Source organism: Flexibacter flexilis DSM 6793, assembly GCF_900112255.1.
GTDB classification, from domain to species: domain Bacteria; phylum Bacteroidota; class Bacteroidia; order Cytophagales; family Flexibacteraceae; genus Flexibacter; species Flexibacter flexilis.
The window spans coordinates 261,335-276,122 of sequence record NZ_FOLE01000002.1 but is presented as its reverse complement, the minus strand read 5'-3'; the positions used below and the strand labels follow the sequence as shown (position 1 = coordinate 276,122).

11 protein-coding genes are annotated in these 14,788 nt (G+C 40.0%); 10 read left to right on the top strand and 1 reads right to left on the bottom strand.

Going from position 1 to position 14,788, the window contains the following annotated elements:
- The first annotated feature begins 7 nt into the window (after positions 1–7).
- The 10 genes from BM090_RS05005 to BM090_RS04960 all read left to right on the top strand — a co-directional run bounded on the left by BM090_RS05005 (position 8) and on the right by BM090_RS04960 (position 11,936).
- Entirely contained in the window at positions 8–475 is a 468-nt protein-coding gene (locus tag BM090_RS05005; protein ID WP_091508492.1) for an acyltransferase, read from the top strand.
- Positions 476–526: 51 nt separating this feature from the next.
- Positions 527–1,816: an O-antigen ligase family protein gene (locus tag BM090_RS05000; protein ID WP_143083873.1), complete on the top strand. Its 1,290-nt coding sequence runs from the start codon at positions 527–529 to the stop codon at positions 1,814–1,816.
- Positions 1,782–2,984, top strand: a complete 1,203-nt coding sequence (locus BM090_RS04995; protein WP_091508488.1) for a glycosyltransferase family 4 protein — start codon at positions 1,782–1,784, stop codon at positions 2,982–2,984. Before BM090_RS05000 ends, BM090_RS04995 begins: the two co-directional genes overlap by 35 nt.
- A gap of 7 nt (positions 2,985–2,991) precedes the next feature.
- On the top strand, positions 2,992–4,173 hold the full coding sequence (locus tag BM090_RS04990; protein ID WP_143083872.1) for an acyltransferase family protein: 1,182 nt from the start codon (positions 2,992–2,994) through the stop codon (positions 4,171–4,173).
- Positions 4,174–4,181: 8 nt separating this feature from the next.
- Complete coding sequence (locus BM090_RS04985) at positions 4,182–5,492, top strand: phenylacetate--CoA ligase family protein (RefSeq protein ID WP_091508482.1); 1,311 nt, start codon at positions 4,182–4,184, stop codon at positions 5,490–5,492.
- 23 nt (positions 5,493–5,515) lie between these two features.
- Complete coding sequence (gene wecB / locus BM090_RS04980) at positions 5,516–6,607, top strand: non-hydrolyzing UDP-N-acetylglucosamine 2-epimerase (RefSeq protein WP_091508480.1); 1,092 nt, start codon at positions 5,516–5,518, stop codon at positions 6,605–6,607.
- Positions 6,608–6,622: 15 nt separating this feature from the next.
- A complete protein-coding gene (locus BM090_RS04975) occupies positions 6,623–7,327 on the top strand; it encodes an SDR family NAD(P)-dependent oxidoreductase (RefSeq protein WP_091508477.1) in 705 nt (234 codons plus the stop codon).
- A gap of 368 nt (positions 7,328–7,695) precedes the next feature.
- On the top strand, positions 7,696–9,252 hold the full coding sequence (locus BM090_RS04970; protein ID WP_091508476.1) for a LamG-like jellyroll fold domain-containing protein: 1,557 nt from the start codon (positions 7,696–7,698) through the stop codon (positions 9,250–9,252).
- A 230-nt stretch (positions 9,253–9,482) separates the two neighbouring features.
- Positions 9,483–11,375 (top strand): LamG-like jellyroll fold domain-containing protein, encoded by a 1,893-nt coding sequence (locus BM090_RS04965; protein WP_091508473.1) that lies wholly within the window; start codon positions 9,483–9,485, stop codon positions 11,373–11,375.
- Positions 11,376–11,486: 111 nt separating this feature from the next.
- Positions 11,487–11,936, top strand: coding sequence for a hypothetical protein (locus BM090_RS04960; RefSeq protein ID WP_091508470.1), 450 nt, complete (start codon positions 11,487–11,489; stop codon positions 11,934–11,936).
- Between the two features lie 95 nt (positions 11,937–12,031).
- Here the strand turns inward: BM090_RS04960 and lon are convergent, their stop codons facing one another.
- Positions 12,032–14,521: an endopeptidase La gene (lon, locus tag BM090_RS04955; RefSeq protein WP_245756689.1), complete on the bottom strand. Its 2,490-nt coding sequence runs from the start codon at positions 14,519–14,521 to the stop codon at positions 12,032–12,034.
- Positions 14,522–14,788: the final 267 nt, after the last annotated feature.

Below are 14,788 nucleotides of genomic sequence, written 5' to 3'. Positions count from 1 at the left end.
ATTAACTATGAAAAATATAATAATTCGTTTTTATACATGGTCAGTACGAACCATCTTGTTTTTCTTGCCAGAAACAGAAAAAGTTAATTTATTCAGGGGATGGCTTTATAGTTGGGTTCTCAAAGATTGTAAAGGAGACTTTAGAGTAGGGCATGATGTACTGCTAAAAAATCCTCAGTGGATAAGTGTTGGCTATGGAGTGCATATTAATATGGGATGTCAATTAATGGGTGGCAATATTACAATAGGCGATAGAGTTTTGTTTGGGCCAATGGTGTTAGTTGCTGCTGGTAATCATACTTTTGATGGAAAAGATTATTTTACAGGCTTTGAGCGAGGGCATATTCATATAGGAAGTGGTTGCTGGATAGGCGGCAATAGTTCTTTATTGATGGGAACAAATATACCAAATGGATGTGTGGTGGGGGGGCTGGTTCTGTTTGTACAAAACCTTTTTCAGAAGAAAATAGTGTAATTGCAGGTGTTCCTGCCAAGGTTATTAAGAAAATGGAAGCACAGGTATAACATGGAAGACCCACTATTTTTACACTCCGAAGAACAGTTATCTCAAAAAGTCCTCCCCAAACTTGAAGATAAATTATCTAAACAGGCTTGGGGGGGAATTATAGTGAGCTTGCTATTTATAGCCTCTACGTCATCTGCCTATAGAATTAATATAGCAGGACTATATGTTCACCCATATCTGCTAGTGATGCCATTGCTAATACTTATTAAGAATATTAATGTAACTAATATATCTAATAGTTCTTATAAGTATATGGTATTGTTTTATGCTTTTTATTCAATAGCTAATCTACAGAATGATAGCCCTTTTTCCGAAGCTTTTAAAGTAGGCGGAGGGTTGGTTACACTCCTTTTTTTTACGCAAGTGGTTCATTCCGAGAAAGATTTTGAATACATAAGCTACGGTTTTATTCTTTGTGCGGTGTATATTGCTTATACGACATTGGGAAAAGTAGATGCAGGGGGCGGGTCTCGTTTAGCTGGTACTAATGCTTTGGAAGGTCTGGGCAATAAAAATGCTCAATCACTATATACATTGCCTGGTTTATATTTATCTATCATATTGCTTTTACATAGTTACGAAGAGCGTAATATAATTAAGGTTGCAATTTTTTTGAGTGTTGTTTTTATTTTATTGATAGGTTTGGTATTGTCTGCGAATCGCTCTGGGTGGGTTGGAGCAATGGTTGTCTTTGCTGTGGCCGTTGTCCGAATGGGGATATCTATTAAAACAATTATAATAGGAGGTGTTTTAATGATCATAGGCTACATAGCTGTTATAAATTTTGCGGCTGATATTGTAGAGCATAAGCTAAATAAAACAACTGATGGTTATGAATCAGACAATAAAAGAGAACTTTTAATATTGACATCCATGCAGCTTGGTTTGGAGCATCCTATATTGGGTTTAGGGTTAGATGGCTTAAGGGAAGAATTAGCTCACAGATTAGATGTATCAGGTCCTGAAATAGATCCACATAACATATATGGTGCTGTTGCAGGGGGAGGAGGGTTATTAACTTTTATCTTTTTTATACTCTTTTTTGTAAGCATGGGTAAGCCACCTAGGGGGATTGTAAAGTCTCCGTCCATTGGATATTATAATTATAAAAATGCCTTACTTTTGATTCAAGGTGGATTAGTTTTATTTTTTATAAGGGCACTCTTTACCCGCGAAATTTTGTACAACCCTAATTTTATGGGTTGTTTAGGATTGTTATATTCGTATATGATTTTTCATTTCAAAACAAGAATAAATGAGCAATACAGTAACACACAACAAGAAACCTAGAGTTGGATTTGTTTCAAGCCGCTGGGCTTTTTTCCCAGACGACAAAACATTTTTATTTAATGGATACGATGGCTCATTGATTGCTGAATTACTCAAAACGTATCCAGATATGGGGATTGCTATATATGAAGATAAAGACAAAAAAGTACAACATATTATGGAGTTTAAACCTAATAAGCTCTATAAATTAGAAGGACCATTGAGCTTTGCTGCTGGTTTGCGGAATACATTTAAAATTCGTAAGCAGTTGCAAAAAATGCAGGAAGAACACGATATATTGATTGTACAACTCTCATTCGTATCCTTTTTTGCTTTACTTACTTTGCGTAAACCTGTTGTATATCAACTTTGTACTAATGTATTAGTCGCAGCTGAAAATCCTGTAAAGTATATTGGGGCTAAAAAAATGGTTTCAGTTGCTTTTGCTAATGTGATCGATTGGGTACATCGTCGTTTATTTGCAAGGCCAAATGTTCGTGTGATTGCTAATGGGGGGGAACTTGTTGAGGTGTATAAAGAATACAACCCAATTCAAGTGATTTCTTCTTGTATTCACGAATATCAACTCATTAGCCCAGAAGAAATTCAATTGAAAGCCAACCCATTTTCTATTCTTTTTGTTGGGCGTCCGAGCCTTGAAAAAGGAATAGACTTGCTCATGCAGTCATTTGCTGACCTCAAAGCGATGGGCAAAGATGTACGTTTGTCTTTTGCGGGCGTAACTAAGGATTTGTTTTTTGAAATGAACCCAGAGTATAAGGGCATTGTACAAAAATATGAGGCAGATATTGCTTTTTTAGGTACAGTTCCTTTTGGGGAGAAATTATTTAACTTATATAAAAACTCGCATGCCTTGGTGTTGGCTTCGCGCGTAGAGGGTACACCCCGCGTGTTGGTTGAGGCAAGAGCTTTCGGTTGCCCTGTAGTGGCTACACGTGTAGGTGGTACGCCACAAAGTGTAACAGATGGTTCTGATGGACTCTTATTCGACCCTGAAAATCATCAACAACTCACGGCTGCGTTGGTCAAACTAATAGATTCTCCTGAACTACGTTTACAAATGGCCAAAAATGGCTTGGAAACGGTTAGGACGAAACAAACACTTGAGATTTTTGCCAAACCATTTGTTGATTGTGTGGAAGAATTGGCCAAAAATATAAAGAACTAGATTGATTATGAATAAACTACAACAAATCAATAAATTTTGCTTAGAAAAATTGGCAAGGGTTACAGCTAATAAGGCGTTTATTCCTGAAATAGATGGACTTCGCTTTTTTGCTATAATTACTGTAGTTATTTATCATCTTAATACCGCTGTTCATCGAGCTTCTAAAAATATTATTGAAACAGATTTTTTTTCCAGTATTATTCATAAAGGAAGTTTGGGTGTTAGTGTTTTTTTTGCTATCAGTGGTTTTATTTTATCATTACCATTTGCCCAACATTATTTGATAAAAACTAAAAAAGTCAATATAAAAGATTATTTTTTGCGCAGACTTACAAGATTAGAACCGCCCTATATACTGATATTAGGGTTGTTTTTTGTTGCTCAAATTATATTAGGTTTTTATACTTTTGGTCAAATATTTCCCAACTTAATTGCTAGCCTTTTTTATGTACATAGCATTATTTATAATAAGTGGAGTATTGTAAATCCTGTTGCTTGGAGCTTAGAGGTAGAAGTTCAATTTTATATTTTAGCTCCTTTGTTAGCTACGCTATTTGCTATCAAAAATCGCCAATTAAGAAGGATTGTAATTTTGTTGCTCATTGTTATAGGAGCAGTGCTTCCTCTTGTTTTTAAAGAACAAATAGAATTTTTTCATCTTAGAAAGTCGATATTTGTTTATTTTTATGCTTTTTTTGCAGGCTTTTTATTTACAGAGTTATTTGTACAATATCGGCAATTTTTCACAGGTTCAAAAGTATATTGGGCTGATGGTTTAGGGATAATGGCGGTGATTATTTTATTTCTATCTTATCATGTGAATGATAGCTTAATTGCTCCTGTAATTTTTTCGTTGGCCATTGTCGTTTTCTTTGTTGCAGTTTTTAAAGGTGTATTGTTTAATTATATATTTACACGTCCTTGGATTGCCACAATTGGTGGGATGTGTTACACTATTTATTTAATTCATTATGCACTAATTATAGGCTTGGTATCCAACACAAAGTTTTTCTTTTTAACACAATATTCGTTGTCGGTTAATGTGTTAATTCAGGCTATAATTATTCTGCCTATATTATTCCTTGTTTCTGCTTTATTTTTTGTAGCAGTAGAGAAACCGTGTATGTATAAAGATTGGCCTGCGCAGCTTAAAAACAAAGTTCAACGTTTTTTTTACGCTAATTATTAAAGACAGCTATGAATTTATTTGAACTAACATTAAAGCTAAAAGGAATTCCCATAGAAGAGGCTAAAGCTAAACTAAAATCTATTCAGCAGATGAGCGAGGCTGATTTTGCGACTTGGCAAGAACAGCAAAAATGGGATATAATCAAACACCATTATCAGCACAACAAACATTATCGTGATTTGTTAGGCGGGCGTATGCCTGCCTCTTGGGAGCAAGTGCCAATCTTGACAAAAGCACATTTGCAAAAGCCGCTGGAGCAATTGATTAGTGATGGTTTTTCTTTGAAGAATTGCTATGTAAATAATACTTCAGGCTCATCAGGGCATCCTTTTTTCTTTGCCAAAGATAAATTTGCACACGCCATGACGTGGGCTTTAATTATGGAAAGGTATCGTTGGCATGATCTTAACCCAGGTGATAAACAAGCTCGTTTTTACGGTATTCCGCTTACTTTTCAGGGATACTACAAAGAAAAAATAAAAGACTTTTTAGCTAATCGCTTGCGCTTCCCTGTTTTTAATTTGTCGGATGAAGTGTTAGAAGAATTTTACCAACGTTTTACGCGTATTCCGTTTAAATACATTTATGGTTATACGAGTTCTGTGGCTATTTTTGCTAAATATGTGTTGCAAAAGCCGCAGCCGCTTAATCAGGTCTGCCCTTCGTTGAAGTGTAGTATTGTTACTTCCGAAGCCTGTACACCCGAAGACCGAGCTGTGATTGAAAAAGCCTTTGGCGTGCCAATGGTCAATGAATATGGGGCTTCTGAGCTTGACTTTATTGCATTTACAGACCGACAAGGAGATTGGCTCATCACCAATGAAACCCTGCATTTTGAGATAGTGGACAATAATAACATTCCTCTTCCTGATGGCCAAGAAGGAAAAGTAATTGTGTCTTCTTATTTTAATAAAGCGATGCCGTTCGTTCGTTACCAAATCGGAGATATGGGCATTATCGCTCCGCAACGCAAAGGCAAATATCCTGTTTTGCAACAACTTTCTGGGCGCGTGAATGATGTGGCACTATTGCCAAGCGGCAGACGCGTACCTGGTCTTACGTTTTATTATGTGTCTAAGAGTTTGCTCGAACAAGGTGGTATTATGAAAGAATTTGTTATTAGACAGAAAAAACATAATCTTTTCTTGTTTGAATACGTGGCAGAAAGAGAGCTAAACGAAGACGAAAAACGACAAGTCCAAGAAAAAATGGACATGTACTTAGAGCCTGGCCTTACGGCTACTTTTGCCCGTAAGCAAGCCATAGACCGCCCTAAATCTGGCAAAATCAAACATTTTTATGTTGAATTGGAAGGCTAACTTCCTATATTTTTGATTATAATATGAAACTTACCATCGTCGGTGGCGCACGCCCCAACTTCATGAAGATAGCTCCTATCATTCATGCCATACATGCCGCACAAGCCAAAGGCGCGGACATTTCTTACCGACTCATTCACACGGGTCAGCACTACGACAAACGCTTGAGCGATACGTTTTTTGAACAGCTTAACATTCCGCACCCACACGCCAATTTGGAAGCGGGTTCGGGTAGCCAAGCCGTACAAACGGGTCAAATTATGGTGCGTTTTGAAGAAGAAATGCTCGCTCATCCTACGGACGTGGTGTTGGTGGTAGGCGATGTTACTTCTACAATGGCTTGTAGCATTGTGGCCAAAAAACTCAATACGCAAGTGGTACACGTGGAAGCGGGCATTCGTTCGTTTGACATGACCATGCCCGAAGAAATTAACCGCATCGTTACCGACGCGCTGGCCGATCATTTCTTTACCACGACGGTTTATGCCAACCAAAATTTGCTTAAAACAGGCACAAAACCACAACAAATTCATTTTGTAGGCAATACAATGATCGATACACTCATTGCCAATTTGCCCAAAATCGAACAGCCCGAATGGTGGAATAGCCTTGCTTTGGCCGCGAAAAAATATGTGGTGCTCACGCTTCACCGCCCTGCCAACGTGGACGACCCCGCCAAACTCAAAGCCTATTTGGATGAAATAATGGCCGTAACGCAAGGTTTTTCGGTAATTTTCCCTGTGCATCCGCGCACCATGAAAACTTTGGCGCAATTGGGTGTAGAATATCCGCAACTCAAAACCGTAGAGCCGTTGGGCTATTTGCAATTTATTTATTTGGTAAAAAATGCTTACGCTGTCGTAACGGATTCGGGTGGTATTCAGGAAGAAACAACCTATATGGGCATTCCGTGCCTGACGCTGCGCGACAATACCGAACGCCCCGAAACGGTAACCGTGGGCAGCAACGAGCTGATCGGAACAAATCCGTCGGCCATTGCGCCAGCGTTTACGCGCATTCATAAAGGCGAGTGGAAAAAAGGCGCGATTCCTGAACTTTGGGATGGCAAAACCGCCGAAAGAATCGTAGCGCGTTTGCTTGAGCTTTATAAGTAATAATCTGATTTGCTGATGAATATTGTTATCACAGGCGCAAGTGCTGGTATCGGCTTCGATACGGCCTTGCGCCTTAGTCAAAACCCGAACCACCGCATTTGGGCGATAGCCCGCAGTGCCGACAAACTCCAACAACTAAAAGCCCAAGCCGCACATGCGAACATCGAAACTTTTGTTTTCGATATGCGTGCGGGGAATTATACTACTTTTTTTGAGCAACTTTCCGAAGCTACTCAAAAAGCGGGTGTAGATGTACTGATCAATAATGCGGGCAACCTGATTAACAAACCTTTTGAGCAACTCACTGACGAAGATTGGCTTTCGCTCTATGAAATAAATGTGTTGGGAGCTGTGCGCATGGTGCGTACTTTGTTGCCGCTGCTGGGGCAAAATGCGCAGGCTTCGCACGTGGTGAATATTGGCAGTATGGGCGGGTTTCAGGGGAGTAGCAAGTTTGCAGGCTTGGCGGCGTACAGTGCCAGTAAAGCGGCTTTGGCCAACGTGTCCGAATGTATGGCCGAAGAGTTCAAAACCCGAAATATTGCCGTGAATTGCTTGTGTTTGGGAGCTGTACAGACGGATATGCTTTCTAAGGCTTTTCCTGATTATGAGGCTGATATGAGTAGCCAGAAAATAGCCGAATATTTGGCTTGGTTCGCCGAATTTGGGCATCAATTCCAGAATGGAAAAGTAATACCTGTGAGTATTTCTACACCGTAGTATGCGTTTTGTTATGGATTTATTGAAAGGGGTTTGAGTAATCAAATCCCTTTTTTGTTAATTGAAAATAGGCTTTCGTTAAATAGGATTATTTTTATTAGGTAAAAATGGCATTTGGTTAATTCAAAATGCTATTTGGTTGTATAAAAACATAGTTTTGGTAGCTTTTGAATATATGTTTGGTTAATTGAAAATACTATTTTGTTAATTGAAAATGGGGTTTTGTGTGATTGTATGTTGGTTAGTAATATTCTTTACCACCTTTGTTATAGTTGTATGTAAAAACAATCAAGTAAAATATATGACAAAATAATGTTTTCTTGATTCTGTATTGTTACAAATTTAACGCTAACTAAAATTAACAAAGTATGAAAAAATTAAATTTACTCATTTCTGCATTGTCCCTATCGTTTTCGGTTATGGCACAGCATCCTACTGATGGTCTTACGGGCTATTATAAGTTTGAAGATACGGGCAACTTGGGTGTGGCCACTGCTGGAGCTCAGCTGACCATGAGTTCTATCACGTATATTACACCCGCTAATAATCGTTTTGGTACGGCCAATAAGGCTGTATCCATGTCAATGGATTCACGTTTGTATTCGGCCAGTGAGTCTTTTCGTACTGGCTCTGTTTCTGTTGCCGCATGGGTCTATGTGCCAAACTTCGCGCAAATGTCTGATTGGAGTTACGTGGCTGGTGTTCGACACCTGCAATTTGCTTCTCCGTACAACGCTTATGCTTTGATGATACCAAAAGGTAGTAAAAAGGCGATATTTAGTTATTCTAATGTAGGGTCGGCGGATAATACAGTAACATCGACTACTGTTCTTTCCCCTAACACGTGGTATCATTTGGCAGCTACTTACGATGCTGGTACACATACCGCTAAAATATACGTCAATGGTGTATTAGAAGCCACAGGTACTTCTGGAACTGGTAATTTGCAATACAGTAGAGAATTATTTGAAGTAGGAAAAGTTGATGCAGTAGGCAACTGTAACTATACTGGCCGTATCGATGAGCTATTCACTTATAATAGAGCATTATCGGCTACTGAAATTACCGCTGTCATTAATTCATCGGTTGAAAGTACATTAGTGGAACATTTCAAATTTAATAATGGCTCATTGGTAGGCATAAATGGCAGTACATTAGAAGCAACGCCGAAGGCTGTATCTGACCGAGCAGGCAATGCTGATCATGCGCATTATTTAGCTACTACTGCACATGTTGTGGCAGGTTCGTCTGTGGTTGGTATGCCGCAAGGCAATGCCGATAGAAGTATTTCTCTTTGGTTCAAAAGAAAATCTCCTATAACACATACATTGTTTGGCTATTCTGATGCAGAAAATTCATTTTCTATTGTAATAGACAATAATTTAATTGCTAATTATAAAGGTTCGACACCTGTTACAAGTAAAGCATTGAATTATGACACACTTTGGCATCACGTGGTTGTTACACATAACGGAGGAACTACGACAATGTATTATGATAACGTTGCACAACCTTCTGCTTCTGCTACTTATACCAATAATAATACAACACTTAGAATCGGACGTAGTGCTTTTAGTGGCAATTATATTGGGTTTGCGATAGATGATTTGTATATATATAAAGTAGGTTTGTCGGCTGCCGAAGTAGCCTCACTTTATAATGCTGTTCCTACGTCTGTAAAAGCAGAAAAATCATTGTTCAAAGCATTGACTTTGTATCCGAATCCAAGCCAACGCAACATTACGGTTTCTGCTACTGCTAAAGGTGCTTTGACTATCTATTCCGCTGAAGGCAAACAAATGTTGCAAACGTCTGTAAATGAAGGCGAAAATACATTGAATGTAGCTGCTTTGCCAGCAGGTATGTATGTGGCTACAGTGGTCTCGGAAGGTGCAGTGCAACGCACGCAATTTGTAAAAGAGTAATTAGTTCGATTGATTAAATTTTGGTTAAGCAATTCCATTTAAGTTATGCGCTTAAGTGGAATTGCTTTTTTGTTATATATTAGGTATGTTTTATTGTATTTTAGGGTTTGTAAATTCAAATGAGGGTTTGGTAAACTGATAATATGTTTTGCTCAAGGCTTTATAGATTAACGAGTTGTGTATGCAGAGATTTGCAGGAAATTATTCTATAAACATAATCTTCTTGTACAATGAAAAAACTAAGTTTACTTATTTCTGCGCTCTTGTTATCGGTGTCTATGATGGCTCAAACGTATTCAACTACTGGATTAACAGGTTATTATAAATTTGAGAATCCTAATAATTTAGGTGCGGCAACTGTAGGGTCTAACTTGGAAGTATCTTCGACTGCTTGGGTAACGCCTATTGCAGACCGTAATGGTACTGCTAATTCGGCAGTTGCTTTGGGTGGAGGCACTAGCTCTTATCTAAATTCTCAGTTTAGTCCAAGTGCCTCTTTTCGTAAAGGGTCTGTTTCCTTAGCGACATGGGTTTATATACCCAATTTCAATACAGCTTCTACTTATCATACTGTTGCAGGAGTTAGGTATAATGCTACTTCTTCTCCTTATAATTCTTATTTGCTTGCAGTTCAGAAAAGTAACCAGAAAGTTGTTTTTTCTTATAATAATACAGGCGGTGTGAATGTTACACTTACTAGTATTACTGCTTTAAGTGCTAATACATGGTATCATGTGGCTGCTACTTATGACTCTGCTTCGCACACCGCTACTATATATGTGAATGGTACATCAGAAGGAATAAGAACTGACGGTACGGGAGCTTTGAAGTATAATGTTGGTAATCCTGAATTTGTAGTGGGTAATGTTGTTGGTGCTGGCGGAAACTCCTTTGTTGGAAGAATGGACGAGCTTTTTGTATATAGCAGAGCTTTGACAGCCGTGGAAGTAGCCAAACTTTATAATGAATGTCCTATTACCGTGAAATTAGCCAATAAAGGCTTTGCTGGAAAAGAAGCCTTAGTTTTAAGCAGCCAGACAACACCTGTTAAATTCAAATTCTCGAAAGGTTCAAATGCTGTATTTCACACCCAAACTGCTGGCGATACATTGAAATTGGCACAATTGACGAGCCTAAAAAAAGGTGCTATTTATAAATATACTGTTACCAATGCTGATAGTTGCAAAAAATATGGAAGAGTGGCAATACGTCCTACGATTCCTACCACAGACCTTGCCACTTATTTGAGTCTGGCAGATTATGGTTATGGTTCAAACTGGGGCGATAGCACAGGCAATGGTTTTCATTTTAATAATACAGGTGCTACACCTGCCGCTGGCGTGAGTGGTGTGGATAGTTCTGCTGCCTATTTTAATGCTTCTTCATATTTGACATCAGCTAATAACTTGCCGCCTAATACTTCTATGTCGACTGCGGGCTGGATAAAAGTAATGGCCTCTGAAAGTCCTAACGCATATCCTACCATCTTTAATGTGCGTCATGGTGAAAATACACCTTATAACTCTTTTTGGGTTGGGGCACTACCTTCAGGTAAAGTTCAATTTATCTTTAGCAATACCACTGTAAATGATGTTGTTCTGACAAGTAATACTTCTATTCAGGCTGGTACTTGGGTACATATTGCTGCGGTTTATGACCAAACAAGTGGAGGAAAACTGTATATCAATGGGGTTTTAGATAACTCATTAGCATCTACTGGCAATTTGGTTTATAATAACCGAAAAATATATATTGGCGGAAATGGCATTGATAATCACTATTTCAGAGGAAATATAGATGAAGTATTGGTGTATAATCGTGCCATTACTGCGGCTGAAGTTTCTCAAATCTATGGTAATTTTGGAGTAGTAGGCATTAAAAATAATATGCCTTCTTATAAGGCATTGGCTTTGTATCCAAGCCCAAGCCAACGCAACATTACGGTTTCGGCTATCGAAAAAGGTGTGTTGAATATTTATTCGGTAGAAGGTAAACAAATGATACAAACCGCTGTAAATCAAGGAGAAAATACATTGAATGTAGCCGATTTGCCAGCAGGTATGTATGTGGCTACAGTGGTTTCGAAAGATGCAGTGCAACGCACGCAGTTCGTAAAAGAATAAATGTAGTTTTCTTGTATCAAATAATAAAAAGCGTGGCTACTCATTAGGGTGGTCACGTTTTTTTATTGTCCGAGAGCTTGCGTACTTTTAGCCAAACAAGGTTTTTATTCTATGAAAAGAAAGCGTCGATCTACCAAAGGTATTTTTGTTTTCACGGCAGCACTTGGTTTATTTTTGTTTGGAATAGGCTTGCAAGGTTTGGCGAGCTTTTGGAATGCCGTGCAGAGCAAAACAGAAGTAAAAGTGGTCAGGACAGGCACGGAAAAAATACGAAACTACACTCGTCAGGTGCTTTGGGTTGTGCCGTTCGACAATACAACCGATACGCTTGTTTTTTCCGAAAACATAGGTGCAAAAGTTGGCGATACGCTCAGTGTTTGGAATGCTGCTCCGTTTTGGATTAAGCCATTTTATTGGCAAAAGGAGTCGGCTACGTCCAGCCCGCCTCCTCGTGAATTGTTTGATGGTTGGTTGCGCCACGATAGCGGCTTGGGCTTTTTCTTTTGCCTTATCGGTGGGTTTATTTTGGCAGTAAGTATTTTGTCTATCAGGCGTTTGTAATTTGTTTGGGTGGAATTTTACTCTAATAAAAAAATCCCCGTCATCTGCTTTGTACGCCGATAACGGGGATTTTTATTTATCTAAAAACCAGGTGCTTAGTGGCTTTTTTCTTTTTCCGTCGCAACGGCTACAAGCTCAATCGCATCTTTTACTTTCTCTTGCAAAAGCGCGATGTCCAACACCTCCGACACACGTTCCACATAATGAAACTTCAGGCCTTTGATGTAATCGTCGCCGATTTCCTCCACATCTTTGCGGTTTTTGTTGCTCATAATGATTTCGGCGATGCCTGCGCGTTTGGCGGCCAACACTTTTTCTTTGATACCGCCCACAGGCAACACGCGTCCGCTCAACGTGATTTCGCCCGTCATGGCCAACTGTCCGCGCACTTTGCGTTGCGTGAAAAGCGAAGCCAACGACGTAAACATCGTGATACCAGCCGACGGGCCATCTTTGGGCACAGCTCCCGCAGGAATGTGCAAATGCACGTCGTAGCTATCAAACAGCTTGTAATCAATGTTTAGGCTGTCGCAATGCGCTTTCAGGTAGGAGAGAGCCGTTATCGCGGATTCTTTCATCACGTCGCCCAATTGTCCCGAAAGCGTCAGTTTGCCGCGTCCTTTGTTCAAGCTCGATTCGATAAAAAGAATTTCGCCGCCGACTTGTGTCCAAGCCAAACCCGTTACCACACCCGCAACTTTGTTGTCGTTGTAGCTTTCTTTTTCAAAAACTTCCGCACCCAAATACTTGACGATGTCGTCAGTTTTGAGGGTTTTGTTAAATGGTTCGTCCATCGCAATCGCACGCGCCACTTTGCGCATTACCTTGCCGATGAGTCTGTCCAGATTCCGAACACCCGACTCGCGCGTATAGCCGTCGATAATCTTGGCAATGGCTTTCGTGTCAATGGTCAATTCCTTGATGTCGATGCCGTTTTCTTCTTTTTGTTTGGCAATCAAATGGCGTTTGGCAATCTGTACTTTTTCTTCCAGCGTATAGCCCGACACCTCGATTATTTCCATACGGTCGCGCAAGGCTGGGTGTATGGTGTCCAGTGAGTTGGACGTGGCAATGAACATCACTTTCGAGAGGTCATAATCCACTTCCAAATAGTTGTCGGCAAACGTATGATTTTGCTCTGGGTCAAGCACTTCCAAAAGCGCAGACGCGGGGTCGCCTCTAAAGTCCGAAGCCAATTTGTCTATTTCATCCAAAATAAAAACGGGGTTGGAGGTGCCCGATTTTTTCAGATGTTGCACCACTCTGCCTGGCATTGCGCCTACATACGTGCGGCGGTGACCTCTAATTTCGGCCTCGTCGCGCACGCCGCCCAACGACATACGCACATATTGGCGGCCTAAGGCTTTGGCAATAGAACGCCCCAACGAAGTTTTACCAACACCAGGAGGGCCATACAAACACAAAATCGGAGCTTTCATGTTGTTGCGCAACTTCAACACAGCCAAATATTCGATGATGCGTTCTTTCACTTTTTCCAAACCGAAATGGTCGGCATCTAATATTTTTTTGGCGCGTTGCAAATTGAAATTGTCTTTGCTGTATTCGTTCCAAGGCAAATCGGCGAGCCATTCCACGTAGTTGATGGCAACGGGATATTCGGCAGCCATCGGGTTGGTACGGCCTAACTTGTCGAGTTCTTTATTAAAAACTTTGGCAACGGCTTCAGGCCATTTTTTGTCAAATCCGCGTGCGCGTAGTTTCTCAACTTCTTGTTCGGGACTGTCTTGGCCGAGTTCTTCCTGCAACATTTTGATTTGTTGGCGGATAAAATACTCGCGTTGCTGCTGGTCGATTTCTGAATTTACTTTGCTCTGAATTTCGTTTTTCAGTTCCAATAATTGTACATCGCGCATGAGTGCCGAAAGTAGGGCATTGGCGCGTTCTTCTCCGTCAGTAGTTTCCAGAAGTATTTGTTTTTCAGATACATCTGCGTTGATGTTCGACGACAAAAAGTGCGTCAAGAACGCTGGACTTTCGATGTTTTCGAGTGCGAAAAGTGCTTCGTTCGGAATGTCTGGGTTGAGCTGCACGATACGCGTAGCCGTTTCCTTCAGCGACTGAATCAGGGCTTTGATTTCCTTTTTCTTGGGGTCGGGAAACGAGTCGTTGAGCAAGCTGATTTGCGCGGTAAGATAGGGGTCTTGCTGCGTAATTTCGGCCAGTTCAAATTTGCGTTTGCCCTGAATGATAATCGTAATATTGCCGTCTGGGAGGGTGAGCATTTTCAAAATTTTGGCTACCGTCCCGACTTTATAAAGGTCGTCTATGGTTGGTTCTTCGGAGTTGTTGCGTTGGGCCACTACACCCACGACGCGATCTCCTTTGTAGGCTTTTTTTACAAGTTTAATAGATTTTTGTCTTCCTACTGTGATCGGAATTACGACACCAGGAAATAATACCGTATTTTTAACGGGCAAAATCGGTAGCATTTCGGGGAAATTCTCTTTTTCGATATTGGCTTCGTCTTCTGCTGAAAGAATAGGAATCATATCTACGCCATTGTTCTCGTCCATGTTTTCTGCTAACATCAGATTCGACCAATTTTTTTTATTTCTTTTGCTCATAATCTTGAATTTCGGGTGTTGTAAAATAGCGTGCCTAATGTTCTGAATCGCCAAAACTGCCACTTTGTCGGTTTGGGCTGTCATAATTACTTTTCCCTTAACGATGCTTTTGGGCCTAAGGTTTCAAAACTTTGCTAATTGTCTGGTTGTCAGTATTTATAATTTATAAAAAAAAGTGGCACACTATTGCTTTGTTTTGAAGGCACAAGCAGTATGCCAAAAATAAATTTATTAAGCAAGAAACGAACTAACGCTGGTTTATTGCAT